The organism is Variovorax sp. BGA-UO-ETr-C22 (genome assembly GCF_059567965.1).
On record NZ_JCAQPA010000011.1, the window covers coordinates 1,379,423 to 1,405,883 of the forward strand.

Sequence of the window (26,461 nt, forward strand, 5' to 3'; positions counted from 1 at the left end):
TTACAAATTCAACGTTGTAGAAATGACTCAAGTTCCCGCTCGCACCGACAAGATCGTGATCGTCGACGACGACGCCCGCATCCGCGACCTGCTGCGCCGCTACCTGACGCAGGAAGGATTCGAAGTGATCGTGGCCGAGGACGGCAAGGCGCTCAACCGCATCCTGTTGCGCGACACGGTCGACCTGATCGTGCTCGACCTGATGATGCCCGGCGAAGACGGCCTCTCCGTGTGCCGCCGTCTGCGTGCCGCCAACGACCGCACGCCGATCATCATGCTCACCGCCAAGGGTGAGGACGTGGACCGCATCGTCGGTCTCGAAGTCGGCGCCGACGACTACCTCGGCAAGCCCTTCAACCCGCGCGAACTGCTGGCCCGCGTGCACGCCGTGCTGCGCCGCCGTCCGCCGCTCGAGGCGCCCGGCGCCCCCTCCACCGAGAACGAGACCGTCACCTTCGGCCCGTTCGCCTTCGACCTCGGCTCGCGCACCCTGAAGAAGGACGGCGAAGAACTCTCGCTGACCACCGGCGAGTTCGCGATGCTGAAGGCGCTGGTGCGCCACCCGCGCCAGCCGCTGTCGCGCGAAAAGCTGGCCCAGCTGGCACGCGGACGCGAATTCGAGCCCTTCGACCGCAGCCTGGACGTGCAGATCTCGCGCCTGCGCAAGCTGGTCGAGTCCGACGCCGCGGCGCCGCGCTACATCCAGACCGTCTGGGGCGTGGGCTACGTGTTCGTGCCGGACGGCACGGCCTGACGATCCGCTGAGAGGTGGCCATCGGCCTCCATTCCGCCCGACCTGACCCGGCCCAGGAGGACGGGGCACAGGTCACGATGCCGAGCCCGCTCGAAGCGAGCGCGCAGCGTGACCGCCGCCCCGGCCTCAAGCTGGGTTTCAGCCTTTTCTGGCGCACCTTCTTCCTGCTCGCACTGCTGCTGATCGGCTGCACGGTCGCGTGGCTGCAGACCTTCCGCTCGCTCGAATACGAGCCGCGCGCGATCCAGACCGGGCACCAGATCGCCTCGCTCGTGAACCTCACACGCGCGGCGCTGGTGTACTCGGACGCGATCACGCGGGTCTCGCTGATCAAGACGCTGGCCGACCAGGAAGGCGTACGCATCCTGCCGCGCGAGCCCAACGACCGCTTCCAGCCTTACACCAGCGGCGCGCTCGACGAGCGCGTCACCGAAGAGCTGATCGCTCAACTCGGCGAAGGCACCACCGTCGCCAGCCGCGTGAACGACGAGCCGGGCCTGTGGATCGGCTTCACCATCGAGAGCGACACCTACTGGCTGCTGCTCGATCCCACGCGCTTCAGCCGCGTGGGCGGGCGCACCTGGCTGGTCTGGCTCAGCACGGCGATGGCGCTGTCGCTCGCGGGCGCGGCGCTGATCACGCGGCTCATCAACCTGCCGCTCAAGCAGCTGTCGCGCGCTACTTTGCAGGTGCGCGAGGGCGAGTACGAGGCGCACCGGCTCGACGAGCGCGCCCGCACCAACGAAATCCGCGCGGTGAACATCGGCTTCAACCGCATGGCCGACCAGCTCGCCAAGATCGAGCAGGACCGCGCCATCATGCTGGCCGGCATCTCGCACGACCTGCGCACGCCGCTGGCCCGGCTGCGGCTCGAAACCGAGATGAGCGTGGCCGACGAAGACGCGCGCGACCACATGGCCGCCGACATCGCGCAGCTCGACGCCATCATCGACAAGTTCCTCGACTACGCCCGCCCCGACCATGTCGACCAGCGCCCCGTGCTGCTGCGCGACGTGATCGACGCCTGCACCTACGCCGTGCAGGACTACGAAGAGATGAACATCCACGTCGACGTGCCCGCCGACCTGAAGGTGATGGGCGACGAGGTGGAGCTCACGCGCGTGATCTCCAACCTGGTCGAGAACGCCCGGCGCTACGGCAAGACACCGTCGACCGGCGTGGCCGACGTCACGATCCAGGCGCAGGCCAACAACGACGCGGTGCTGATCAAGGTGCGCGACCATGGCGCGGGCGTCGAGCCCGCCCTGCTCGTGCAGCTGACCAAGCCCTTCTTCCGTGGCGACGCGGCGCGCACCTCGGCGGCCGGCGCCGGCCTGGGGCTGTCGATCGTGGCGAAGAACATCGAGCGCATGGGCGGCACCTTCGCGCTCACCAGCACGCCGGGCCGGGGCCTCGCGGCCCACATCCGGATGCCGCGCGCGATGCCGGCGGGCAGCAGCAAGCCCGGCGAGGTGCCGGGCAAGAAGCAGGTCGCCTGAGGACGCGCGTCAGCGGTGCAGCAGCACCGCGGCGCGGGCTTCCATCGCCCGGCCCTCGCCCACCGGGCCGAGCTTCTCGGCCGTCTTGGCTTTCACATTGACCTGATCGAGCGCGATGCCCAGCGTGTCGGCGATGCGCTGGCACATGGCCGGGATGTGCGGCGCCAGCTTGGGCGCCTGCGCGATCACGGTGCTGTCGACGTTGCCGATCTCCCAGCCGGCGGCCCGCACGCGGCGCGCCGCCTCGGCCAGCAGCACGGCCGAATCGGCGCCACGGAACTGGGCGTCGGTGTCGGGAAAATGCCGGCCGATGTCGCCCAGCCCGGCGCCGCCGAGCAGCGCGTCGGTGATGGCGTGCAGCAGCACGTCGGCGTCCGAATGCCCGAGCAGGCCGGTGGTGTGCGGCACCTCGATGCCGCCCAGGATGAGCTTGCGCCCCGCCACCAGCTGGTGGACGTCCCAGCCTTCGCCGATGCGGATGTTGAACGGTGTCGTCGTCATGCCATGGCCTTCTTGCGGCCGAGCAGCACCGCCTCGGCCAGTGCGAAATCTTCGGGGAAGGTGACCTTGAAGTTCTGCGCGCTGCCGGGCACCAGCAGCGGCGCCAGGCCGAGGCTCTCGATGGCGCTGGCCTCGTCGGTCACCACGTCGCCCACGCGCTCCAGTGCGTCGAGCAGCATGCCGATGCGGAACATCTGCGGTGTCTGCGCCAGCCACTTGTCGGCGCGCGGCAGGGTCTGGGTCGAGCGGCTGTCGGTCGACGACACCTTCAGCGTGTCGGCCAGCCGCTGCGCCAGCAGGCCGCCGACGGCGTCGTGCTCGCAGGCGGCGATGAGCGCCTCGATCTGGCTGGACGTGACCAGGCAGCGCGCCGCGTCGTGCACCAGCACCCAGTCGTGCGGCCCGGCGCCCTTCTGGCGCAGCGCCGCCAGGCCGTTGCGCACCGAAGCGGCGCGCGTCAGGCCGCCCACGCGCAGCAGGTACTCGCCGGTCACGGGGAAGCGCGGCAACGCCGTCTGCACCTCGCGGTCGTCGGGCGACACCACCACGGCCACGCCCGCGAAACGCCCGGCCAGCGCACGAAACGCGTCCACCGTGTGGGCCACCATCGACTGGCCCGCCAGGCGCCGGTACTGCTTGGGCTGCGCGCCGCCGGCGCGGTGGCCGGAACCGGCACAGGGGATCAGCACGTAGAAACGGGAAGAAGACATGGAGGGTGCGGCACGGGCCGATGGCCGACAAGCGGATAAGGGGCCGCCATTCTAGAATTGACATTCGCACACCCCTCGCCGTCCGGCGCGGGGTGTCGTGCATTTTTCGAACCGCTCCATGGACCTCCCCCTTCTCCCGGCGGGCAAGCGTTTCACGCTGCCGCGTCCCCCGTTGTCGGCCGATGCGCTGATGCTGGCCCAGCTCGGCATGCGCGAGAAGGCCGCGGGGCGCGCCACCGCGATGTTCACCGCCGACGCGAACGACGCCCAGCGGCTCATCGACGAAATTGCCTTCTTTGCCCCCGAGCTGCGCTGCGCCCTCTTCCCCGACTGGGAAACGCTGCCCTACGACAGCTTCTCGCCGCACCAGGACCTCATCAGCGAGCGCCTGGCCACGCTGTGGCGCATCAGCCAGAAAGAGGCCGACGTGGTGCTGGTGCCCGCCACCACCGCGCTGTACCGGTTGGCGCCGCCGGCCTTCCTGGCCGGCTACACCTTCCAGTTCAAGGCCAAGCAGAAGCTGCAGGAGTCCAAGCTCAAGGCGCAGCTCACGCTGGCCGGCTACAGCCACGTGACGCAGGTCGTGAGTCCGGGCGAGTACGCGGTGCGTGGCGGCCTGATCGACCTGTTCCCGATGGGATCGCCGGTGCCGTTCCGCGTCGACCTGTTCGACGACGAGATCGACTCCATCCGCACCTTCGACCCCGACACCCAGCGCAGCCTGTATCCCGTGCCCGAGGTGCGCCTGCTGCCGGGCCGCGAGTTCCCGATGGACGACGACGCCCGCGCGCGCTTTCGCAGCCGCTGGCGCGAACTGCTCGAGGGCGACCCGACCAAGAGCCGCATCTACAAGGACATGGGCAACGGCGTGGCCACCGCCGGCATCGAGTACTACCTGCCGCTGTTCTTCGACGAGACGGCGACGGTGTTCGACTACCTCGGCCCCGACGCCACCGTCGTGCTGCACGGCGACCTCGAACCCGCGTTCCAGCACTTCTGGCAGGACACCAACGAGCGCTACCGCCTGGTGCAGGGCGACCCCGAGCGCCCCGCGCTGCCGCCCGAGGCGCTGTTCCTCAATGCCGAGCAGTTCTACCAGCGCGCCAAGCCGCACGCGCAGCTGGCCATTCGCGGCGACATCGCCACCGACGCGCCCTACGCAGAGTTCGACAAGCTGCCGCCCTTTGCCGTCGTGCGCGGCGCCGAAGACCCGCTGGTCGGCCTGAAGGCCCACATCGCCGCCACGCCGCACCGCGTGCTGCTGATCGCCGAAAGCGACGGCCGCCGCGAGAGCCTGCTCGACTTCCTGCGCGCCAGTGGCGTGAACCCGCCGGCCTTCGACTCGCTGGCCGAGTTCGAAGCCTCGGGCGACGAAAAGATCGGCATCGCCACCGCCGCGCTGGCCTCGGGCTTCGCGTGGCGCGAACAGGCGATCGACTTCGTCACCGAGACCGAGCTGTTCGCCACCGCGCCCACCACGCGCCGGCGCAACAAGAAGCAGGAGCAGGTCAGCGACGTCGAGGCGCTGATCAAGGACCTGTCCGAACTCAACGTGGGCGATCCGGTGGTGCACTCCGCGCACGGCATCGGCCGCTACCGCGGCCTGATCCACATGGACCTGGGCCAGGGCACAGGCGCCGACGGCAAGCCGCTGCTGCAGGAAATGCTGCACCTGGAGTACGCCGACAAGGCCACGCTCTACGTGCCCGTGAGCCAGCTGCACCAGATCAGCCGCTACACCGGCGTCAGCGCCGACGAGGCGCCGTTGCACAAGCTGGGCTCCGGCCAATGGGAAAAGGCCAAGCGCAAGGCCGCCGAACAGGTGCGCGACTCGGCCGCCGAGCTGCTCAACATCTACGCGCGCCGCGCCGCGCGTGAAGGCCATGCCTTCCGCTACTCGCCAGCCGACTACGAGGTGTTCGCCAACGACTTCGGCTTCCAGGAAACGGCCGACCAGAAGGCCGCGATCCACGCCGTGGTGCAGGACATGATCTCGCCCCAGCCGATGGACCGCCTCGTGTGCGGCGACGTGGGTTTCGGCAAGACCGAGGTGGCGCTGCGCGCCGCCTTCATCGCCGTCACCGGCGGCAAACAGGTGGCCTTCCTGGCGCCCACCACGCTGCTGGCCGAGCAGCATTACCAGACGCTGGTCGACCGTTTCGCCAAGTGGCCGGTGAAGGTGGCCGAGATGAGCCGCTTCCGCTCGGCCAAGGAAATCACGGCCGCCGCCAAGGGCCTGGCCGAGGGCCAGGTCGACATCGTGGTGGGCACGCACAAGCTGCTCTCGCAGTCGGTCAAGTTCAAGAACCTGGGCCTGCTCATCATCGACGAGGAGCACCGCTTCGGCGTGCGCCACAAGGAGGCGATGAAGGCGATGCGCGCCGAGGTCGACGTGCTCACGCTCACCGCCACGCCGATTCCGCGCACGCTGGGCATGGCGCTCGAAGGCCTGCGCGACCTGAGCGTGATCGCGACCGCGCCGCAGCGCCGGCTGGCCATCAAGACCTTCGTGCGCAACGAGGGCACGGGCGTGATCCGCGAAGCCGTGCTGCGCGAGCTCAAGCGCGGCGGGCAGGTCTACTTCCTGCACAACGAGGTCGAGACCATCGAGAACCGGCGCCAGAAGTTGGAAGAAATCCTGCCCGAGGCCCGCATCGCCGTGGCCCACGGCCAGATGCCCGAGCGCGAACTGGAACGCGTGATGCGCGACTTCGTGGCCCAGCGCTACAACATGCTGCTGTGCTCGACCATCATCGAGACCGGCATCGACGTGCCCACCGCCAACACCATCGTGATGAGCCGCGCCGACAAGTTCGGCCTGGCGCAGCTGCACCAGCTGCGTGGCCGCGTCGGTCGCTCACACCACCAAGCCTATGCCTACCTCATGGTGCCCGACACCGAGGGCCTGACCAAGCAGGCCTCGCAGCGGCTCGAAGCCATCCAGCAGATGGAAGAACTGGGCTCGGGCTTCTACCTCGCGATGCACGACCTGGAGATTCGCGGCACCGGCGAGGTGCTCGGCGAGAACCAGAGTGGCAACATGATGGAGATCGGCTTCCAGCTCTACAACGAGATGCTCAGCGAAGCCGTGCGCTCGCTGAAGGCCGGACAGGAGCCCGACCTGCTCTCGCCGCTGTCGGTCACGACCGAGATCAACCTGCACGCCCCGGCCCTGCTGCCCGACGATTACTGCGGCGACGTACACCTGCGGCTGTCGTTCTACAAGAAGCTCGCCACCGCGAAGAACCCGGACCAGATCGACACGCTGCTGGAAGAAATCGTCGACCGCTTCGGCAAGCTGCCGCCGCAGGCGCAGACGCTGATCGACACGCACCGCCTGCGCGTGCTCGCGCGGCCCTACGGCGTGGTCAAGGTCGACGCGGCGCCGGGCATCATCAACATCACCTTCCGCAAGGACGCGCCGGTGGACGGCATGGCCATCATCCAGCTGATCCAGAAGAACAAGCACATCAAGCTCGCCGGCAACGAGAAGCTGCGCATCGAGCGCGAACTCAAGGAGCCGAAGGACCGCGCGCAAATGGTGCGCGACGTGCTGCGCAGCCTCGGACAACCCCTCGTCAAGGAAACCGCCCCCGCATGAGCGCTACGACTGAAATCTCTCCCGGCCTCGTCCTCCAGCGCGTGAAGCCGCCGCTGAAGCTCGCCGACTTCAAGCTGATCGCGTTCGACATGGACTCGACGCTGATCAACATCGAATGCATCGACGAGATCGCCGATGCCGTCGGCAAGAAGGCCGAGGTGGCCGCGATCACCGAAGCCACGATGCGCGGCGAGATCAAGGACTTCAAGGAAAGCCTGCGCCGCCGCGTGGCGCTGCTGCAGGGCGTGCCCGTGGCCGCGCTGCAGCAGGTGTACGACGAGCGCCTGAAGCTCAACCCCGGCGCCACCGAACTGGTGGCGGCCTGCAAGAAGGCAGGCCTCAAGGTGCTGCTGGTGTCGGGCGGCTTCACCTTCTTCGCCAACCGCGTGAAGGACCGCCTGGGCATCGACTTCGCACGCTCCAACCTGCTCGACGAAGCCGACGGCCAGCTCACCGGCCAGGTCGTGACGCAGAGCTGGGGCGACATCTGCGACGGCGCCGAAAAGCGCCGCACGCTGCTCGAAGTGGCCTCGCTCATGGGCATCTCGCCGCAGGAAACCATCGCCGTGGGCGACGGTGCCAACGACTTGCCGATGATGAGCGAGGCCGGGCTGTCGGTGGCCTATCACGCCAAGCCGAAGGTGCGCGAGCAGGCCATGGTGGCGATCAACGAAGGCGGGCTCGACCGCGTGCTGGAAATCCTGAAATGACCGACGCCGCCCCGCTGTACCGCGCCGACGCGCTGCGCGACTACGCCAGCGCCCTGCTGCAGAAGGCGGGGCTCGCGGCCTCGATGGCCGACAGCGTGGCGCGCACGCTGGTAGAAGGCGACCTGCTGGGCCACGACACGCACGGCCTCGCGCTGCTGGCCGGCTATGTGAAAGAAATCGAATCGGGCGGCATGACGCGCGACGGTGCGCCCGAGGTGCTGTCCGACCGCCCCGCCGCCGTGCTGTGGGACGGCAAGCGCCTGCCCGGCCCCTGGCTCATGGACCAGGGCATGGACCTGCTGGTGCCGCGTGCGCGCGAACTGGGCACCGCCTCGCTCGTGATCCGCCGCAGCCACCACATCGCCTGCCTCGCGGTCTACATGCTGCGCGCGCTGCAGGAAGATATGCTGATGCTGCTGGCCTGCTCCGACCCCAACACGGCCAGCGTCGCGCCCTTCGGCGGCACGCAGGCGGTGTTCACGCCGAATCCGCTGGCGATGGGCTTTCCGCTCTCGCATGGCGGCGTGATGGTCGACATCTCGGCCTCGATCACCACCAACGGCATGAGCAACCGCAAGCGCGCGGCCGGCGAGACCTTCGCCGAGGAATGGCTCATCGATGCCTCCGGCAAGCCGTCGAACAACCCGCAGGTGCTGTTCGACCAGCCGCCCGGCACGCTGCTGCCCGTGGGCGGCCTGAGCCACGGCCACAAGGGCTACGGCATGGCGCTGCTGGTCGAGACGCTCACGGCCGGCCTCGCAGGCCACGGCCGCGCCGACCCGCCCGAAGGCTGGGGCGCGACGGTGCACCTCACGCTGCACGACCTCCACGCCTTCGGCGGCAAGGAGGCCTTCCTGCGCCAAATGGACCACGTGGCCGAGAAATGCCGCGACAACGCGCCCATCGACCCGGCAAGGCCTGTGCGGCTGCCGGGCGAAGGCGGGTTGAAGCGTCGGGAAGCGCAATCGGCGAACGGGGTGCGGCTGCACCCGTCGATTGCGCGCTCGCTGCAGGAAGTGGAGCAGCGGCATGGCCTGCGGCTGGCGCAGGCGCTGATCTGACGGGGCTTACTCCTCGTCGTCGTTCTCGGTGTGCGCGGGCGCGCCCGCGGGCCGTGGCTGGCGCTTGCCGGGCTTGGCCAGGATTTCGATGTAGAACTGCTTGCCGCCCTCTTTCACCACACCGTCGATGAGGCCGGTGATGGCTGTGAGGTGGATGGTTTCGGCGGATTCCTGGGCGGCGCCGAACCGGCAGTCGAAGTCCCAGAAGTCGGCGCCTTCGGGCAGGTCGCGGCGGCGCTCGCGCTTGATGTACTTGCGAATCTCGTGCTTGACGGCTTCGAGGAGACGGTCGGGGTGCTTGCCCTCGACCTGAAGCTGGAAGGTTTTTCTCATGGGTGATGGTAACCCGCTGTGTAAAGTCGGCGGTTCAAATGGAAAGCAGGTGAAGACATGGCACGCGCAAACGACTGGGCAAGCAAGGTGATGGCATTGGTGAACGGCGGCAACGCCCCGGCGGCCATTGCGCAGATCAAGGTCGCGCCGTCGGTCAAGGACCTGAAGGCACTGCAGACCATCATGACGCTCTCCAAAATGAAAGGCCGCTATCCGAACGTGGATGCGGCCATTTCAGACAACCTGGACCTGCTGGCGGCGCCCCGCCTGCACCGGTCCCCCTGAACGTCGGCGTTACAGGGCCTGGCCGAGGCGCTTCACGCCTTCTTCGATCTTCTCGATGTCGGCCGTGGCGAAGCTCAGGCGCAGCGTCGCCACATCGGGCTTCTCGGCGAAGAACGGCGCGCCGGGCACGAAAGCCACCAGCTTCTCGATCGCACGCTTGGCCAGTTCGTTGGCATCGGCCAGCTTGCCGTTGGCGCCCGTCAGGCGCGCCCAGAAGAACAAACCGCCGTTGGGCTGCGTGAAGCTCACCGCATCGCCCAGCTCGCGCGTCAGCGCAGCGCCCATGGCCTGCGCGCGCTGGCCGTAGACCTCGCGCACATGCGCCAGCGTGCCGGGCATGCGGCCGCTCTTGAGGTACTGCGCGGCCGTCGCTTGCGCGAAGGTGCTGGTGTGGGCATCGCTGAACTGCTTGCACATCGTCGCCTTGGCCAGCAGCTCGGGCGGCGCGATCATCCAGCCGATGCGCAGGCCGGGGCTCAGCACCTTGCTCAGGCTGCCGCAATGCGCCAGCAGTTCGCGGCTGCCGGGCACGTCCTTGCTCAGCGACATGATCGAGGGCGGCGGCGCTTCGCCGAAGTACAGGTCGCCGTAGGGATCGTCCTCGACGATCAGCGTCTGGTACTTCACGGCCAGCTCGAGCACCTTCTTGCGACGCTCCAGCGTCAGCATCGCGCCGCTGGGGTTGCCGAAGGTGGGGATCAGGTAGACGAACTTGGGCTTGTGCTCGGCAATGAGCTTCTCGAGCTCGTCGGTCTTCACGCCGTTGGCGTCGATGGGCGCGCTGATGAGCTGCGCGCCGTACAGGCGAAAGCACTGGATCGTGGCCAGGAAGGTCGGGCCCTCGACGATCACCTTGTCGCCAGGCGAGATCATGGTCTTGCCCAGCAGGTCCAGCGCCTGCTGGCTGCCGGTGGTGACGATCAGGCCGCTGGGATCGACATCGACGCCCTTGGTCTTCATGAAGGAACTGAGCTGGTTGCGCAGCGGCTCGTAGCCTTCGGTGGCGCCATATTGCAAGGCCGCGCCGGGCTCTTCGGCCAGCGCCTTCTGGCTCGCCTCCTTCAGGCCCTCGACGTCGAACATGGCACTGTCGGGAAAGCCGCCCGCAAAACTGATGATGCCGGGCTTGCCCAGTAGCTTGAAGAGTTCGCGGATGGCGGAGGTTTCGACGTTGTCGAGGCGGGAGGCGAATTGCATGGTCAGTCTCACTTTCTGGGCGTCATTGTCGCGAAAGCCCGGGCAGGAAAGCTGCGTAGGGCCATGGCTTTTCGACGATATATTGCATCCATCGCCGGAAACGCCGGTGCTCGCCCTGCCTTGTGCGGCATGCGCCCCGCGAGCCCCTTGCAATGAACGGCGGCCCCCACGACCCATGAAAAAATCCGACATCCCCCTCTTCTTCGCCACCCTGCAGGCCGCCAACCCCGAGCCGCGCACGGAGCTCGAATACACCACGCCCTTCGAGCTGCTGGCCGCCGTGCTGCTGTCGGCGCAGGCCACCGACGTGGGGGTGAACAAGGCGACGCGCCGGCTGTATCCGGTGGCGAACACGCCGCAGGCGATCCTCGACCTCGGGGTGGAAGGGCTGGAGTCGTACATCAAGACGATCGGGCTGTACCGCAGCAAGGCCAAGCACCTGATGGAGGCCTGCCGCATGCTGGTCGAGCTGCATGGCGGCGAGGTGCCGCGCACGCGCGCCGAGCTCGAAGCGCTGCCGGGCGTGGGGCGCAAGACGGCCAACGTGGTGCTCAACGTGGCCTTCGGCGAAGAGACGATCGCGGTCGACACGCACATCTTTCGCATCGGCAACCGCACCGGGCTTGCGCCCGGCAAGACGCCGCTGGACGTGGAACTCAAGCTCGAAAAGCGCATCCCACCCGAATTCCGCCTGCACGCGCACCACTGGCTGATCCTGCACGGGCGCTATGTCTGCGTGGCGCGCAAGCCGCGCTGCTGGGAATGCGCGGTCTCCACCTTCTGCTCGTTCAAGCCCAAGACGCCGGCCCCCAAGACCGCCTGAGCGGCACACACCACCTCGCACATGACGACGACAACGACTTTCAAGAAGACGCCTTCCGCCGCCCTCCTCTTTCTCGCAGCGCTGGGCAGCGCGGGCGCCGCCTGGTCGCGCGACGGCGTGCTGCCGCCGGAGACGATGGCGCTCTACGGCGGACGCTGGTCCGCCAACTGCGCCGACGCAGCGGCACCGACGCTGCAGGTGCGCGAAGACATGCTGATCGCCGAGCGCGGCAAGCGCCGCGTGGTCGGCCGCCAGCCGGACACGGCGCACAGCTTCTTCGGCAACCAGCCGCCGCCGCCGAACTTCGACGTGGCGCTGATGAGCCGCGTGGGCAAGGGCGACAACGCGATGATGAATTTCCTGGTCTTTCGCGATGCGCGCGGCCAGTCGATCACGCTGAAGGCCGACAAGCCGGTCGTGGGCCAGTTGGGGCCGGAGCTGATGAAGCCGCGCTACTGGCGCTGCGACGGTCCGGCGCGCGCCGCGGCGCCGCCCGCCGAACCCGCGACCGCCGCCCCCAAGCCGCCGGCCCCCGCCACGGGCAGCCCGGCCGCCCTCGCCCGAGGCCCCGCGATGGACAAGGCCTGGCGCGCCGCGCTGGGCACGCGCGAGACCGAGCGCTGGCTGGTGCGCCGCGAAGGCCCGGCGCCCGAGCCGCAGTGGGTGACGGTGGACGGCACGCGCTACCTGCTGCACGCCTTCTGCAAGCCGCACGACTGCTACGACCACAACGCCATCGCGCTGTACGACCAGGGCTCGGGCCGGCTCTATGGCCTGGTGCAGCGCAACGGGCAGAACCAGCTCCTGGGTGGCCCCTCGCCGCAGTTCGCGGGGCAGCTCGATCGGCTCTGGCGCGAGCAGTGGCGCGCCAAGAACTGACAGCGCCTCGTCAGCCGACCGGCGCGGCGACCACGCGCCAGTCGCCGAAGGCCGCCGCGTCGTTGGGCCATTGATCGGCCCGTTCGGGGCACGTCACGCCCTGCGACAGCAACTGCACCGCGCGCAGCACGCCGGCATGCGTGACCCACAGCGCATCGGCGCCGGTCGCCCGCCAGTCGGCGTGCGCCAAAGCCACGCGCTGCATGAAGGCGCGCACGCTCTCGCCGTCGCCTCCTGCGGGGGCGTCGGCGAAACGATTCGTCCAGGCCTCGAATTCCTCGCGGGCCACGGCCGACCACAGGCGCCCTTCCCAGGCGCCGAAATTCATCTCGGCCAGTCGCGCATCGCGCCGCACCGACAGATCGGGCCGCAACGCGACGATGGCATCGGCCAGCATCGCGCAACGCCGCAGCGGCGAACTCCACAGCGCGATGCCGGCTGGCAGCACCACCGCGATGCGCGCGGCGGCGGCCTGCGTGCCGTCCGCATGGGCGTCGAGGTCGGTCGCGCCGTAGCACAGGCCCGACGGCGCGATCACCGGCGCGTGGCGCTGCAGCCAGAGCTGGGCGGTCGCGGCGCTCATGCCTTCCACGCCAACGCGAGGTAGATCGCCAGCTCGCACACCTGCTGCGTCGCGCCGAGCCCGTCGCCCGTGAAGCCCTGCAGCCGACGCGCGAAGAGCCGCGCCATCCAGCCCCCGGCGAGCACCAGCGCCACGAGCGCCGCGCCCACGTGCACCGCGTCGTGCGCGCACAGCAGCAGCGCCACGGCGGGTGCGGTCCAGAGCACGGCGACGAGCAGCGCGCCACCGCTGATCGCGTCAGCCAGCGGCTTGGCCTTGCTGCCGCTGCTGTCGCCCACGTAGGGCAGCCAGCGGATCAGGAACAGCGGCACCAGCCGCGACAGCACATGCGCGCCGACGATCGACACCGCCGCCACGTCCAGCCCGCGCGCAGCGAGCGCGGCCAGCAGGCCGAACTTCAGGCCCAGCGCCAGCACCAGCGCGACCGCGCCGAAGGCGCCGATGCGCGAGTCCTTCATGATCTCCAGCGCGCGCTCGCGGCTGGCCGAACCACCGAGGCCGTCGGCCACGTCGGCCAGGCCGTCTTCGTGGAAGGCGCCTGTGAGCATCACGGTGGCGACGGTGCTCAGCACCGCCGCGACCAACGCCCCTGCCACGCCCGGCAGGCCCGCTCCCACAGCGACGAACACGGCCGCCGCCACCCCGCCGGCGATCCAGCCGATGGCCGGCAGGTGCGCCGCAGCCGCGCGCAGCATCTGCGGGCTGAAGCCGACCCAGGCCGCGAGTTTTCCCGTCACCGGCACGCGGGTGAAGAACTGAACGGCCAGCAGGAAATGGCGCACGCCGTTCATTGCTGGCGCGACACGCCCGCCGATTCGAAGCTCGCCATCTCGCGCAGGATGCGGCAGGCCGATTCGAGCAGCGGCCACGCCAGCGCGCCGCCCGAGCCTTCGCCCAGGCGCAGGTCGAGGTTCAGCAAGGGCTCGAGCCCGAGGTGTTTCAGCAGCAGCGTGTGCCCCGGCTCGGCCGAGCTGTGCGCCGCCACGCAGCGCTGCGTCACCTGCGGGCGGATCGCCTGGGCGACCAGCACGGCGGCGCTGGCGATGAAGCCGTCCACCACGATCACGCGCCGCTCCTGCGCCGCCTGCAGCACCGCGCCGACCAGCGTCGCCACCTCGAAGCCGCCGAACGCGGCCAGCGCGTCGAGCGGCGCGGTCGCGCCCGCGTGCAGGTCGAGCACCTCGCGCAGCACCTCGCGCTTGCGCGCCAGGCCGTCGGCGTCGAGCCCCGTGCCGGCACCGGTGCACAGGCCGATGTCCAGCCCGGCCAGGCGCGACAGCAGCAGCGCGGCGGACGAGCTGTTGCCGATACCCATCTCGCCCAGCAGCAGCGCGTTGCCCGGCAGTGCACGCACCACCTCTCGGCCGTTGGCGATGGCCTGGGCGCACTGTTCGGGCGTCATGGCGGGGCCGGCCGAGGCGTCGGCCGTGCCGGCGGCGATGCGCCGCGACACCAGGCCGGGGCGCGGCTGGAAATCGCGCCGCACGCCGCAATCGACCACGGTGAGCGCCAGGCCGTGCTGGCGCGCCAGCACGCTGACGGCCGCGCCGCCGGCCAGGAAGTTCTCGACCATCTGCCAGGTCACGTCGCTCGGGTAGGCCGACACGCCGCGCGCCGCCAGCCCGTGGTCGCCCGCGCACACGAGCATCTGCGGGGCATCGAGCACCGGCTGATCGGAGCCGAGGATGGTGCCGATGCGCAGCGCCAGCGCTTCGAGGCGGCCCAGCGCGCCGACCGGCTTGGTCTTGTTGTCGAGCGCGGCCTGCAGGCGGGCCGCGAGCGTGGCGTCGGCGATGTCTGGAATGGCAGGGATCAAATCGGTGTCGGTCATGCGATCAAGCCGGCGAGCACGCCGGCGTCGAAGTGGGTGTCGATGAAGTCGGCCAGGCCGTCGAAGGTGGCGTCCAGCGTGGGCGCCGTGGTGCCGAACAGCGCCTGCAGCGCGGCCGGGTCCTCGAACAGGCCGTGCAGATAGAGGCCCAGCACGTTGCCGCGCGCGTTCTGCCAGGCCAGGCCCTCGGGCATCACGGCGCGGCCGTCGTGGGCCAGCTGGGGGTGGGCGGCCGTCTGGCCGTGGTGGATTTCGTAGCCGGCGATGCGCACGCCCGCCAGCGCAGCCCAGGGGCCGGCCACGAGGTCGCCGGAAAAGGTCGCCTCGCGGTGCCGCACCGTCTTCTCGCGCTCGAACACGGTCACCAGCGGCAGCAGGCCGAGCCCGGGTGCGTTGCCGTCGATGCCGTGCGGATCGACCAGCGCCTCGCCCAGCATCTGCAGCCCGCCGCACACGCCCAGCACCGCACCGCCGCGCCCCGCATGCTCGGCCACCGCGCGGTCCAGCCCCTGCGCCCGCAGCCAGGCCAGGTCGCCGCTCGTGTGCTTGGAGCCCGGCAGCACGATCCAGTCGGCGCCGGCCACGTCGGCCGGCGTGCGGGCCCAGACCAGGCGCACGCCGGGCACGTTCTTCAGCGCCTGGAACTCGTCGAGATTGCTCAGGCGTGGGTACGCGACCACCGCCACCGTGCGCGTGACCACGCCGCTGGCGCGGCTGCGGTCGTCGAACACGCCGTCTTCCTCGGGCAGGCCGTGCTGCCACCACATGGGCAGCGTGGCCACGGTGGGCACACCGGTCAGCTCTTGCAGCTGCTGCGGCGCGGGCGCCAGCAGCGACGCGTCGCCCCGGAACTTGTTGAGCACGAACCCATGGATGAGCGCCCGGTCGGCCTCGGGCAGCAGCGCCCAGGTGCCGTACAGGTGGGCGAAGGCGCCGCCGCGGTCGATGTCGGTCGCCAGCAGGCAGCGGGCATTGGCGTGGCGGGCGACGCGCAGGTTGACGATGTCGCTGGCCATGAGGTTGATCTCGGCCGGCGAACCGGCGCCTTCGATGACGACCACGTCGTTCTCGGCGCGCAGTTCGTCGAAGGCCTGCGCGATCTGCGGCCAGACGCGTTCGCTGCGCCCGCGCCACGGCAGGGTCGACAGCGCCTCGCTCACCTGCCCCATCAGCACCACCTGGCTGTGGGTGTCGCGCTCGGGCTTGAGCAGCAGCGGGTTCATGCGCACGTCGGGCACGGCGTGGGCGGCCAGGGCCTGGAAGTACTGGGCGCTGCCGATCTCGCCGCCCTCGACCACGCGGGCGTTGTTGCTCATGTTCTGCGCCTTGAACGGCGCCACCCGCAGCCCCTGGCGGGCATACCACCGGCACAGCGCGGTGGCCAGCCAGCTCTTGCCGGCGCCGCTGGTGGTGCCCAGGACCATGACGCAGCGCGCCGGCCCGCTTGTCGCTCTAGAACTCATCCGGGGATTGTCGTTGAGCGCTGAACCGAATCCGGAAAGCCGAATCGGACGTACCAAGGGGTGCGGCCCGCTGCGGGCCGCCTCCGCCAAGCCATGTCCGCCCTCAACGATCTGGCGCTGACGGTCGAGGAACGCGAGCCGGGCCGGTTCTACTGGCTCCTGCTCGAAGCCGTCCACGACACCGGCAGCACCTCCGACACGCTCGGCTATCGGCCGTTGCGGGTGGCTGCGCGCCCGCAAGCCAGCTATTCGAGCGCGCTCGCGCTGGGGGCGGTGGCGCTGAAACAGGCGGCCGCCACGGCGACGCATCCGGGCCCGGGCAGCAGCAGCGCCTGAGCCCGGATCGACCCGATCAGCGGGTCGCCACCTTCTCCGTGGCCGGCACTTCCCACCCGCCGCCGATGGCGCGGATCAGCCCCACCGTCGCCTGGTACTGGGCCGACTTCACCTGCAGCGCCTGGCGCCGGTTGCGCAGCTCGCTGCGGCGCGCGTCGAGCAGGTCGAGCTGGCTCACGTAGCCATTGCGGTAGCGCGTGTCCGACAGGCTGGTGGCGCGCTGGGCCGAGGTCACGGCCTGCGCCTGCACCACCGACTGCTCCTGCAAGATGCGGATGGCCGCCAGCTGGTCTTCGACCTCCTGGAACGCCACCAGCACCTGCGAGCGGTAGCTGGCGAGCGCGCCGTCGAGCTGGGCGTTGGCGCCCTGCACGCCGGCCTCGCGGCGCCCGCCGTCGAAGATCGGCAGCGACAGCAGCGCGCCCACGCCCCACGAGCGGGCCGACCACTTGAAGAGGTCGCCGATCTCGGGCGAGGCGTAGCCGGCCGCGCCGGTCAGCGAGATGTTCGGGAACCACGCGGTCTGCGCCACGCCCACGCGGGCCTGCGCCGCCATGACGGCGCTCTGCGCGGCCGACACGTCGGGCCGGCGCGTGAGCACGGTGGACGGCACGCCCGGCGGGATCACCGGCAGCGCGGTCGCCCAGTCGTCGGGCCGCATGCCGAAGCTGGAGGCCGAATCGCCCACCAGCACGGCCAGCGCGTGTTCCACCTGCGCGCGCTGGCGGTCGAGCGCGAGCGCGTCCGACTCGGTGGACGACACCTCGGTCTGCACGCGCGCCACGTCGAGCTCGGCGATGTCGCCGGCCTGCTGGCGGCGCTGCGTCAGGCGCAGCGTGTCGCGGTAGGCGGCGACCGATTCGCGCACCAGCACGCGCTCGGCGTCGAGCGCGCGCAGCTGCAGGTAGGTCTGCGCCACCTCGGCCTGCACCGCGAGCCGCGTGCTTTGCAGCAGCGCCTCGCGGCCGGCCGCGTCGAGCTTGGCCGCATCGGCCGCGCCCGAGAGGCGCCCGAACAGGTCGACCTCGTACGAGAAGGTGGCGCCGATGTTGGTCATGGTGCCCGGCCGGGTGCTGGCCGTGGCCTTGTCCAGGCCCGCACCTCGGTTGGCGCCGGCGCCCAGGCCGATCTGCGGCAGGCGGTCGGCCTGGGCGCTGCGCGCCAGCGCGCGGGCCTCGGCCAGCCGCGCGGCGGCGGCCTGGATGTTGGTGTTGTCGACCTCGGCGCGCTGGATCAGCGTGTTGAGCACCGGGTCGTTGAACGCCAGCCACCACTCGCCGCGCGGCTGCGCCTCGGCGGGCGTGGCCCGGGTGAAGCCGGCCGGCGCCGTGGCACCCGGCTGTTCCTTGAACTGCGCCGCGGTCGGCACCGTGGGCATGCCCGAAGGCACGCTGGCGCAACCGGCCAGCACCAGGGCCGCCACCAGCGGCAGCACGGCGGCGCGCAAGGGGCGCATCAGGGTTGGGATTGCGAATGTCATGGACAACCTTCTTTCTTCTTGTCGATCAGTCATGCGCGCCATGCGAGGGGCGCGGCGAGGCCGGCACCGGGTGCAGCCCGCCACCGCCGCCACCGTGCGACGAGGCCACGGGGTGGTCGGCCGACACGAAGTCGTCACCGTGCGGCACTTCGCCATGCAGCTTGAGCGGCCGGTTGCCCGCCAGGCGGCGCATCAGCACATAGAACACCGGCGTCAGGAACAGGCCAAAGGCTGTCACGCCGATCATCCCGGCGAACACCGCCACGCCCATCGCCTTGCGCATCTCCGAGCCGGCGCCGGTCGAGAGCACCAGGGGCAGCACACCCATGACGAAGGCCAGCGAGGTCATCAGGATCGGGCGCAGGCGCAGGCGGCTGGCTTCGATCGCGGCCTGGATCGGCGTGCGTCCGGCGAACTCCAGCTCCCGTGCGAACTCCACGATCAGGATCGCGTTCTTCGCACTCAGCCCCACCAGCACGATCAACCCGATCTGCGTGAAGACGTTGTTGTCGCCTCCCGAGATCCACACGCCCGCCATCGCGGCCATGATGCCCATCGGCACGATCAGGATGATCGCGATCGGCAGCGTCAGGCTTTCGTACTGCGCGGCCAGCACCAGGAACACCAGCAGGATCGCCAGCGGGAACACCAGGAAGGCGGAGTTGCCGGCCAGGATTTCCTGGTACGTCAGCTCGGTCCACTCGAAGCTCACGCCCTTGGGCAGCGTCTCGGCCGCGATCTTGGTGATCACGTCCTGCGCCTGGCCCGATGAATAGCCGGGGGCCGGGCCGCCGTTGATGTCAGCGGCCAGGTAGCCGTTGTAGCGCATGGCGCGTTCCGGGCCGAAGGTCGAATTGACCTTCATCAGCGCGGCCAGCGGCACCATCTCGCCCGAGGTCGAGCGCACCTTCAGCATGCCCACGTCTTCGGCACGGGCGCGGTAAGGCGCATCGGCCTGGACGCGCACGGAGTACGTGCGGCCGAACTTGTTGAAGTCGTTGGCGTACAGGCTACCGAGGTAGATCTGCATCGTGTCGAAGATGTCCGTCACCGGCACGCCGAGCTGACGCGCCTTGGTGCGGTCGATGTCGGCGTACAGCTGCGGCACGTTGACCTGCCAGCTCGTGAACATGCCCGTCAGTTCAGGCGCCGCATAGGCCTTGGCCATGAAGGCCTTCACCGCGACGTCCATCTGGTCGTAGCCGACCGAGGCGCGGTCTTCGATCTGCAGCTTGAAGCCGCCGGTCGTGCCCAGGCCTGCCACCGGCGGCGGCGGGAACATCACGATGAACGCGTCCTGGATGCTCGAGAACGCACCGTTGAGCTGGCCGGCCACCGCACCGCCGCTCTGGTCTTCGCGCTTGCGCTGGTCGAAGGGCTTGAGCGTGGCGAACACGATGCCCGAGTTCGAGCTGTTGGTGAAGCCGTTGATCGACAGGCCCGGGAAGGCAATGGCGTCTTCCACGTTCGGGTTCTTCTTCATGATCTCGCCCATGCGGGTGATCACCTCTTCCGTGCGGTCGAGCGTGGCGCCGTCGGGCAGCTGGGCAAAACCGATGAGGTACTGCTTGTCCTGCGCGGGCACGAAGCCGCTGGGCACCGCCTTGAACAGGCCGAAGGTCACGCCGACCAGCGCGAGGTAGATCACCAGCATCAGCGTCTTGCGCGAGATCACGCGCTTGACGCCGCCGCTGTAGGCCTCGGAGCCGCGATGGAAGAACTTGTTGAAGCCGCGGAACAGCCAGCCGAAGGCCTTGTCCATGCCGCGCGTCAACGCGTCCTTCGGCTGGTCGTGGCCGCGCAGCAGCAGTGCCGCAAGAGCGGGCGACAGCGTCAGCGAGTTGATGGCCGAGATCACCGTCGAGATCGCGATGGTCACCGCGAACTGCTTGTAGAACTGGCCCGTGAGACCGCTGATGAACGCCAGCGGCACGAACACGGCCACGAGCACCAGCGCGATGGCGATGATGGGGCCCGACACTTCGCGCATGGCGCGGTACGTGGCTTCACGCGGCGTGAGCCCGGCTTCGATGTTGCGCTCGACGTTCTCCACCACCACGATGGCGTCGTCCACCACGATGCCGATCGCCAGCACCAGCCCGAACAGGCTCAGCGCATTGATCGAGAAGCCGAGGATGTGCAGCACCGCGAAGGTACCGATCACCGACACCGGCACGGCCAGCAGCGGAATGATCGACGCGCGCCACGTTTGCAGGAACAGGATCACCACCAGCACCACCAGCGCGATGGCTTCGAGCAGCGTGTGGATCACCGACTCGATCGACGCACGCACGAACTGCGTCGGGTCGTAGGCGATGCGGTATTCCAGGCCTTCCGGCATGTTCTTGTTGAGCTCTTCCATCGTCTTGCGGACGTTGGACGAGATGTCGAGCGCATTGGAGCCCGGCGCCTGGAACACGCCCATGCCGACGGCCGGGTCGTTGTTCAGCAGCGAACGCAGCGAGTAGTCGGCGGCGCCCATTTCGAGGCGGCCGATGTCGCGCAGGCGGGTCACGGCGCCGTCGGTGCCGCTCTTGACGATGATGTCGCCGAACTCTTCTTCGCTCTGCAGGCGCCCTTGCGCATTGATCGACAGCTGCATGTCCACGCCCGACAGGCCCGGCGATGCACCGACCACGCCGGCCGCGGCCTGTACGTTCTGGCCACGGATGGCAGCCACCACGTCGGAAGCCGAGAGGCCACGCTGCGCGACCTTCTGCGGGTCGAGCCAGACCCGCATGGAGTAGTCGCCGCCGCCGAAGATCTGCACCTGGCCCACGCCTTCGATGCGCGCCAGCGGGTCCTTCACGTTCAGCACCGCGTAGTTGCGCAGGTAGTTGATGTCGTAGCGGTTGTTCGGCGAGACGAGGTGGACCACCATCGTCAGGTCGGGCGCGCTCTTGACGGTCGTGATGCCCAGGCGCCGCACTTCTTCGGGCAGGCGCGGCTCGGCTTGCGAGACGCGGTTCTGCACCAGCTGCTGGGCCTTGTCGGGATCGGTGCCGAGGCGGAAGGTGACGGTGAGCGTCATCACGCCGTCGGTCGTCGCCTGGCTGCCCATGTAGAGCATGCCTTCGACGCCGTTGATCTGCTCTTCGAGCGGCGTGGCCACCGTTTCAGCGATCACCTTCGGGTTGGCGCCAGGGTACGTTGCGCGCACCACCACCGAAGGTGGCGCGACTTCGGGGTACTCCGAGATCGGCAGGCCGCGCAGCGCAATCAGGCCGGCGATCAGCATCAGTAGCGACAGCACGCCGGCAAAGATCGGCCTGTCGATGAAGAATTTTGAGAGATTCATGTTGGTTCTCCGGCGGGCGCCAGGGCGCCCTCCTCCGAAATCAGGACTTCGCGGCCTCGGCCACGCGTTCCGGTTGTTGTTGCTTCGTATCGAGCTTGGCGTCCATCGTCACGGTCTGCGGCACCACCAGCGCACCCGGGCGGATGTGCTGCAGGCCGTTCACCACCACGCGGTCGCCGGCCTTCAGGCCCTTGCTCACCACGCGCAGGCCGTTGATGGGCGCGCCCAGCGTCACCTCGCGGTACATGGCCTTGTTGTCGTCGCCCACGACCATCACGAACTTCTTGTTCTGGTCGGTGCCGATGGCACGCTCGCTCACCAGCAGCGCGGTGTCGTTGCGGGCCTGGCCCATGCGGATGCGGGCGAACTGGCCGGGAATGAGCGCGCCGTCCTTGTTGTCGAACGAAGCACGCACACGCACGGTGCCGCTGCGGGCGTCGACCTGGTTGTCGATCAGCTGCAGCTTGCCGGTGAAGGGCGTGCCTTCGAGGCCGGCGGTGCCCATCTGCACGGGGATCGTGTCGATCTGGCCGCGGGCGCCGGCGTTGGCCGGCAGGTCCTTCAGCGCGCGAGTGATGACCTGCTCGTCGGCATCGAAGCTCGCGTAGATCGGGCTCACCGACACCAGCGTGGTCAGCACGGGCGCGCCGGGGCCGGCGGCCACCAGGTTGCCCACGGTCACTTCGAGCTTGCCGATGCGGCCCGAGACCGGCGCGCGCACCTGGGTGTAGCCCAGGCTCAGGCGTGCGGTCTGCAGCGAGGCTTGCGCGGCGCGCAGGTTGGCTTCGGCTTCGCGGCCGGCGTTCACGCGCTCGTCGAGTTCACGCTGCGCGATGGCCTGCTCGTCCCACAGGCGGCGGGCACGTTCCTGCTCGCTGCGGCTGAAGGCCTGGCGGGCCTGCGCCGAGGCCACCTGCGCCTCGGCACGCTCCACCTCGGCGGCGTACGGCGCGGGGTCGATGGTGATGAGCAGGTCGCCCTGCTTCACCAGCGCGCCTTCGCGGAAGTGCACCGCCTGCACGGCGCCTGCCACGCGGGAGCGCACATCGACGCGTTGCACGGCTTCGAGGCGGCCCGAGAACTCGTCCCAGGCGTTGATCTCGCTCGACGCCACGGTGGCAACCGACACCGGCGTGCCCTGTTGCGCGGCGACCGGGGCGGTGGCCTCGGCCTTGAAGCTGTACATGCCCACCACCGCGGCGGCCACGGCCAGCACCGCGGTGAGGCCGGTCACGGCGGGCCACAGCCCCTTACGGGTGATGGAAGACAGCGATTGTTCGTTCTTGTTCGACATGATGGTTCGTCCTTCTCGATGACTTTTTCGGGATGCAACAGGCCATCCCGGCGCCGGCGGCGTCAGGAGGCGGAATTCAGAGAACAGAAAGCCCTGCCACCCGCCTCGGTGGAGGCGGCGGCTTGGTTCAGGGGGCGGAGCGGACCCTCGCGGGCCTAGCTGGGCTCAGGGACCGCCGGGGGCGGTGTGGTGGCGCTGAAGAACTCGCGGAAGTGCTGCTGCACGCTGGCTTCGCAGGATGCGCATCCCACGGCCTCGGTGTCGTACAGCGCCTTGGGCCAGTTGTCGGCGCCGGTCAGCACGCTGCTCGTGACCTCGATGCCGGCCGAGCGCAGGCGGCCCGCGAAGGTCATGGCCTCGTCACGCATCGCGTCGTCGGGCCCGACCAGCACCAGCGCCGGTGCCAGGGCGGCCAGCCGCAGCGATCCGCTCGGCACCGCATAGGGGTGCGTGGCGTTCGAGGGACAGCTCAGGTACTTGGCCCAGCCCGTGGCCCAACGGCACTCGGCGGCATCATTCGTGGCATTGCGCAGCGAGGCGGTGCCGGCGCACGGGTCGAGCATGGGCGACAGCAGGATCTGCCCTGCCAGCGGTGGATGGGCGCGGTCGCGGGCCACCAGGGCCACGCTGGCCGCCAGGTTGCCACCGGCCTCTTCGCCGGCCAGGTACACCTGGGCGCCCTTGCCGCCGAGCTTCACGCGCTGCTTGTAGAGCCATTCGAGCGCCGCATAACCCACCTCGACCGGTTCCGGGAACGGGGCTGCCGGGGCCAGCGGGTAGTCCAGTGAAACCACCACCGCACCCGCGCCGGCCAGCAGCCGGGCCACGTTGCGGCCGTTGTCGAGGTTGCCGCAGATGAAGGTGCCGCCATGGAAGTGCAGCACCAGCGGCACGGTCTCGCCCCGTGGACGCTGACCGTAGACACGGGCAGCCACGGGCTCGCGGCCGGGCAGCTCGATCGACAGATCGGACTCCACGCCTTGCGCCGCGGCAAGCGCAGCAGCTTCAGCGAACCGGGACGATGGACGGGGTGACATGGGCGACCTCAGGGGGATGGGCGATGGTTGAAATATAAGGCGCTACAAGCGCGTTGAAACAGGAAACACAGCCCTACTCTGTTTCCAAACGGAGAACAATCGGGCATACCGTAGGGGCGCATTCCTTGTGTGAGAATCCGCCTCCTTCCGGCATACGCCGGTCTCCCTGAACAGGCATTCGATGGATCAAATCCAGGCAATGCGGATCTTTGTCCGCGTGGTCGAAGCCGGCACCTTCACTCGTGCCGCCGACTCTCTGGCCCTGCCCAAGGGCACCGTCACCAAGCAGATCCAGGCGCTGGAATCGCGCCTGCGCGTGAAGCTGCTCAACCGCACGACCCGGCGCGTCACCGTCACGCCCGACGGCGCCGCCTACTTCGAGCGCGCCGCGCGGCTGCTGAACGACTTCGACGACATGGAAGCCAGCATGACGAACGCGCAGGCCAACCCCACGGGGCGGCTGCGCATCGACGTGGGCACCTCGGTGGCGCAGCAGATCATCCTGCCCAACCTGGCCAGCTTCTGCGACCGCTACCCCGACATCCAGGTCGACCTGGGCGTGAGCGACCGCACCGTCGACCTGATCAGCGACAACGTCGACTGCGTGATCCGCGCCGGCGAGCTCAACGACCAGTCGCTGGTGGCGCGCCGCATCGGCACCCTGCACTTCGTCACCGTGGCCTCGCCGGCCTACATCAAGCGCTATGGTGCGCCGCAGCATCCGAACGACATCGAGAAGCGCCACCACGTCGTGAGCTACTTCTCGGGCACCACCCGGCGCGTGTACCCGCACGAGTTCAAGAAGGGCGACGAGTACATCGAGCTCAACGGCCCCTACCGCGTGTCGGTCAACGAGAGCAACGCCCACATGACGGCCGTGCTCGCGGGCTTCGGTTTGTCACAGTGCATCACCTTCACCGCCGAGCCGCTGCTGGAAAGCGGCGAACTCGTCGAGGTGCTGGCCGACTGGCAGCGCGACCCGCTGCCGATCCACGTGGTGTACCCGCCGAACCGGCACCTGAGCGCGAAGGTGCGGGCGTTCGTGGACTGGGCGGCGGATCTGTTTGCGAAGAATCCGAGGTTGCAGCGGCGCTGAGGGGCGCCTTTCCCAGCCTCCTCTCAGGGCTGGATCAGCGCTGCCAAGGCGTGCGGAGAGCGATTCTTGTCAGTCGACCAGCTCGCACCGCACCTCGGTCTTCACCGAATTCGCAATGAAGCACTCCTCATGCGCCCGATGGTGCATGTGTTCGATCTGCTCCCGCGTGGGCAGGTTCTCGCCCGAGAAACTCACCTGCGGGCGCAGCGTGACCACAGTCATCGCCATCTTTCCTTCGGTGTTCTTCTCCATCACGCCCGTGGCCGCATCGACATAGCGGTCGACCACGAACTTGCGCTTCACTGCCATGGTGAGGAACCACAGCATGTGGCAGCTGGACAGCGAGGCCACGAACATCTCTTCCGGATCGACCGCCGACGCGTCGGAGAACGGCAGCGGCACCACGTGCGGCGACGAAGAGCCCGGCACCTGCGCGCCGCCATCGAAGCGCAGCACGTGGTGGCGGCTGTAAGTGTTGGCCAGGAAATCCTGATCGCCCCGCTCCCAGACGATCTCGGCGGTGTACTCGGACATGGGTCGTGCTCCTCGATGGATGGGATGAATGGATGTCAGACGGTCATCAGCTTCACGATCAGCGGCACCAGCAGCGCGGTCGCGATGCCGTTGAGCCCCATCGCCAGCGCCGAGAACGCGCCCGCGGTCTCGTTCACCTGGATGGCACGCGCGGTGCCGATGCCGTGTGCCGCCATGCCGACGGCAAAGCCGCGCACCGCGGGTTCCTTGATGCGCAGCAGATTCAGCAAGCCCGTGGCCATGATCGCGCCCGAGATGCCGGCGATGGCCGCGGCCACGGCGGCCAGCGACGGCAGGCCGCCGATCTTTTCGGCCACGCCCATCGCGATCGGCATCGTGGCCGACTTGGGCGCGAGCGACATCAGGAGCTCGTGCGAACCGCCGAGCAACCAGCCGATGCCGATGGCCGACACGATGGCAGCCACCGAGCCCACCAGCAGCGCCACGCCGATCGGCAGCCACAGGCGCCGCAGCCGGCCGACCTGGCTGTACAGCGGCACGGCCAGTGCCACGGTGGCCGGGCCGATCAGGAAGTGGACGAACTTGGCGCCCTCGAAGTACGTGTCGTACGGCGTGCGCGTGAGCAGCAGCACGCCCACGATGACGATCACAGACACCAGCACCGGGTTGACCATCGGGTTGCGCCCGCTGCGCGCATGCAGCCACAGCGCGCCCAGGTAGGCCAGCAGCGTGAGCGACAGCCACAGCAGCGGCGACTGGGCCAGGAAGACCCAGATCTCAGACAGTTTGGCGGGCGCGTTCATTCGGCGTCCTTGCCCGTGATGCGGATCATCCAGCGCAGCGTGAGCGCGGTCACCGCCATGGTGAAGGCGCCTCCCACGACACCCGCCGCGAGGAACGGCAGCCACTCGCGCCCCACCCGCTCGAAATGCAGCATGACGCCGGTCACCGCCGGGATGAACAGCAGCATCAGGTTGCGCAGCAGGTGGCCCGAGGTGTCGGTCAACACCTGCGGCACGCCGCCGCGCACCAGCAGGCCGACGAAGAGCAGCAGCATGCCGATCAGCGGACCGGGAATCGGCAGCGACAGCCACTGCACGAGCAGTTCGCCGGCGAGCTGGCACAGGAAGAGCGTGGTGATGGCGTAGAGCATGGGCCTGTTCGTTTTCCTTTTCTTGAGACGGCCCTATTGTGG

The 26,461-nt window shown here is 69.2% G+C and carries 25 protein-coding genes; 10 read left to right on the plus strand and 15 right to left on the minus strand.

Annotated features, from left to right (window positions below):
• Positions 1 to 22 precede the first annotated feature (22 nt).
• Positions 23 to 754 (plus strand): osmolarity response regulator transcription factor OmpR, encoded by a 732-nt coding sequence (gene ompR, locus AC57B8_RS26525; protein ID WP_007837017.1) that lies wholly within the window; start codon positions 23 to 25, stop codon positions 752 to 754.
• A 77-nt stretch (positions 755 to 831) separates the two neighbouring features.
• Complete coding sequence (locus AC57B8_RS26530; RefSeq protein WP_062480711.1) at positions 832 to 2,253, plus strand: sensor histidine kinase family protein; 1,422 nt, start codon at positions 832 to 834, stop codon at positions 2,251 to 2,253.
• Positions 2,254 to 2,262: 9 nt separating this feature from the next.
• Here AC57B8_RS26530 and ispF read toward each other — a convergent pair whose 3' ends face one another.
• Entirely contained in the window at positions 2,263 to 2,754 is a 492-nt protein-coding gene (gene ispF, locus AC57B8_RS26535) for a 2-C-methyl-D-erythritol 2,4-cyclodiphosphate synthase (protein WP_070060518.1), read from the minus strand.
• Entirely contained in the window at positions 2,751 to 3,464 is a 714-nt protein-coding gene (gene ispD / locus AC57B8_RS26540; protein WP_496481233.1) for a 2-C-methyl-D-erythritol 4-phosphate cytidylyltransferase, read from the minus strand. Before ispD ends, ispF begins: the two co-directional genes overlap by 4 nt.
• A gap of 118 nt (positions 3,465 to 3,582) precedes the next feature.
• Here ispD and mfd point away from each other — a divergent pair, with 118 nt between their 5' ends.
• The 3 genes from mfd to AC57B8_RS26555 are packed head-to-tail and all read left to right on the plus strand — an operon-like array spanning position 3,583 to position 8,836.
• Positions 3,583 to 7,065, plus strand: coding sequence for a transcription-repair coupling factor (gene mfd / locus AC57B8_RS26545; RefSeq protein ID WP_070060516.1), 3,483 nt, complete (start codon positions 3,583 to 3,585; stop codon positions 7,063 to 7,065).
• Positions 7,062 to 7,775 carry a phosphoserine phosphatase SerB gene (gene serB, locus AC57B8_RS26550; protein ID WP_496481234.1) on the plus strand — a complete coding sequence of 238 codons (714 nt, stop codon included), beginning with the start codon at positions 7,062 to 7,064 and terminating at the stop codon, positions 7,773 to 7,775. The genes mfd and serB overlap by 4 nt, the downstream gene beginning before the upstream one ends.
• Positions 7,772 to 8,836, plus strand: coding sequence for an Ldh family oxidoreductase (locus AC57B8_RS26555; RefSeq protein WP_496481235.1), 1,065 nt, complete (start codon positions 7,772 to 7,774; stop codon positions 8,834 to 8,836). The genes serB and AC57B8_RS26555 overlap by 4 nt, the downstream gene beginning before the upstream one ends.
• A 6-nt stretch (positions 8,837 to 8,842) precedes the next feature.
• On the opposite strand, the gene AC57B8_RS26560 is transcribed toward AC57B8_RS26555, so the two are convergent.
• Positions 8,843 to 9,169, minus strand: coding sequence for a DUF6172 family protein (locus AC57B8_RS26560; RefSeq protein WP_496481236.1), 327 nt, complete (start codon positions 9,167 to 9,169; stop codon positions 8,843 to 8,845).
• Between the two features lie 57 nt (positions 9,170 to 9,226).
• Between AC57B8_RS26560 and AC57B8_RS26565 the strand changes: the two genes are divergently transcribed.
• Entirely contained in the window at positions 9,227 to 9,454 is a 228-nt protein-coding gene (locus AC57B8_RS26565) for a hypothetical protein (RefSeq protein WP_013541760.1), read from the plus strand.
• A 9-nt stretch (positions 9,455 to 9,463) separates the two neighbouring features.
• Here the strand turns inward: AC57B8_RS26565 and AC57B8_RS26570 are convergent, their stop codons facing one another.
• Positions 9,464 to 10,651 carry an aminotransferase-like domain-containing protein gene (locus AC57B8_RS26570; RefSeq protein ID WP_369632674.1) on the minus strand — a complete coding sequence of 396 codons (1,188 nt, stop codon included), beginning with the start codon at positions 10,649 to 10,651 and terminating at the stop codon, positions 9,464 to 9,466.
• A gap of 175 nt (positions 10,652 to 10,826) precedes the next feature.
• Here AC57B8_RS26570 and nth point away from each other — a divergent pair, with 175 nt between their 5' ends.
• Together nth and AC57B8_RS26580 are read left to right on the plus strand one after the other, a co-directional pair.
• Positions 10,827 to 11,474 (plus strand): endonuclease III, encoded by a 648-nt coding sequence (gene nth, locus AC57B8_RS26575; protein WP_062480730.1) that lies wholly within the window; start codon positions 10,827 to 10,829, stop codon positions 11,472 to 11,474.
• A 21-nt stretch (positions 11,475 to 11,495) separates the two neighbouring features.
• Positions 11,496 to 12,353, plus strand: a complete 858-nt coding sequence (locus AC57B8_RS26580) for an Ivy family c-type lysozyme inhibitor (protein WP_496481237.1) — start codon at positions 11,496 to 11,498, stop codon at positions 12,351 to 12,353.
• 10 nt (positions 12,354 to 12,363) lie between these two features.
• Here AC57B8_RS26580 and AC57B8_RS26585 read toward each other — a convergent pair whose 3' ends face one another.
• From AC57B8_RS26585 to AC57B8_RS26600, 4 genes are read right to left on the minus strand one after another with little or no spacing between them, the layout of a single operon-like run.
• Entirely contained in the window at positions 12,364 to 12,936 is a 573-nt protein-coding gene (locus AC57B8_RS26585) for a histidine phosphatase family protein (protein WP_496481238.1), read from the minus strand.
• Positions 12,933 to 13,727, minus strand: coding sequence for an adenosylcobinamide-GDP ribazoletransferase (locus AC57B8_RS26590; RefSeq protein WP_496481239.1), 795 nt, complete (start codon positions 13,725 to 13,727; stop codon positions 12,933 to 12,935). The genes AC57B8_RS26585 and AC57B8_RS26590 overlap by 4 nt, the downstream gene beginning before the upstream one ends.
• A complete protein-coding gene (cobT, locus tag AC57B8_RS26595; RefSeq protein WP_496481240.1) occupies positions 13,724 to 14,767 on the minus strand; it encodes a nicotinate-nucleotide--dimethylbenzimidazole phosphoribosyltransferase in 1,044 nt (347 codons plus the stop codon). The genes AC57B8_RS26590 and cobT overlap by 4 nt, the downstream gene beginning before the upstream one ends.
• Entirely contained in the window at positions 14,764 to 16,230 is a 1,467-nt protein-coding gene (locus tag AC57B8_RS26600) for a cobyric acid synthase (RefSeq protein WP_496481241.1), read from the minus strand. Before AC57B8_RS26600 ends, cobT begins: the two co-directional genes overlap by 4 nt.
• A 93-nt stretch (positions 16,231 to 16,323) precedes the next feature.
• Between AC57B8_RS26600 and AC57B8_RS26605 the strand changes: the two genes are divergently transcribed.
• On the plus strand, positions 16,324 to 16,566 hold the full coding sequence (locus AC57B8_RS26605) for a hypothetical protein (protein ID WP_496481242.1): 243 nt from the start codon (positions 16,324 to 16,326) through the stop codon (positions 16,564 to 16,566).
• 16 nt (positions 16,567 to 16,582) lie between these two features.
• Here the strand turns inward: AC57B8_RS26605 and AC57B8_RS26610 are convergent, their stop codons facing one another.
• The 4 genes from AC57B8_RS26610 to AC57B8_RS26625 form a co-directional block, all read right to left on the minus strand.
• Positions 16,583 to 18,046, minus strand: a complete 1,464-nt coding sequence (locus AC57B8_RS26610; protein WP_159271940.1) for an efflux transporter outer membrane subunit — start codon at positions 18,044 to 18,046, stop codon at positions 16,583 to 16,585.
• A 25-nt stretch (positions 18,047 to 18,071) separates the two neighbouring features.
• Positions 18,072 to 21,344 (minus strand): efflux RND transporter permease subunit, encoded by a 3,273-nt coding sequence (locus AC57B8_RS26615; RefSeq protein ID WP_496481243.1) that lies wholly within the window; start codon positions 21,342 to 21,344, stop codon positions 18,072 to 18,074.
• A gap of 40 nt (positions 21,345 to 21,384) precedes the next feature.
• Positions 21,385 to 22,638, minus strand: coding sequence for an efflux RND transporter periplasmic adaptor subunit (locus AC57B8_RS26620; RefSeq protein WP_062479898.1), 1,254 nt, complete (start codon positions 22,636 to 22,638; stop codon positions 21,385 to 21,387).
• A gap of 155 nt (positions 22,639 to 22,793) precedes the next feature.
• Entirely contained in the window at positions 22,794 to 23,675 is an 882-nt protein-coding gene (locus tag AC57B8_RS26625; protein WP_496481244.1) for an alpha/beta hydrolase fold domain-containing protein, read from the minus strand.
• 181 nt (positions 23,676 to 23,856) lie between these two features.
• Here AC57B8_RS26625 and AC57B8_RS26630 point away from each other — a divergent pair, with 181 nt between their 5' ends.
• Positions 23,857 to 24,771 (plus strand): LysR substrate-binding domain-containing protein, encoded by a 915-nt coding sequence (locus AC57B8_RS26630; RefSeq protein ID WP_495263722.1) that lies wholly within the window; start codon positions 23,857 to 23,859, stop codon positions 24,769 to 24,771.
• 69 nt (positions 24,772 to 24,840) lie between these two features.
• On the opposite strand, the gene AC57B8_RS26635 is transcribed toward AC57B8_RS26630, so the two are convergent.
• Genes AC57B8_RS26635 through AC57B8_RS26645 form a run of 3 tightly spaced genes read right to left on the minus strand, consistent with a single transcriptional unit; the run spans position 24,841 to position 26,419 of the window.
• Positions 24,841 to 25,305, minus strand: coding sequence for an OsmC family protein (locus AC57B8_RS26635; protein WP_496481245.1), 465 nt, complete (start codon positions 25,303 to 25,305; stop codon positions 24,841 to 24,843).
• 35 nt (positions 25,306 to 25,340) lie between these two features.
• Positions 25,341 to 26,069 (minus strand): LrgB family protein, encoded by a 729-nt coding sequence (locus AC57B8_RS26640; protein ID WP_496481246.1) that lies wholly within the window; start codon positions 26,067 to 26,069, stop codon positions 25,341 to 25,343.
• A complete protein-coding gene (locus AC57B8_RS26645; protein WP_496481247.1) occupies positions 26,066 to 26,419 on the minus strand; it encodes a CidA/LrgA family protein in 354 nt (117 codons plus the stop codon). Before AC57B8_RS26645 ends, AC57B8_RS26640 begins: the two co-directional genes overlap by 4 nt.
• Positions 26,420 to 26,461: the final 42 nt, after the last annotated feature.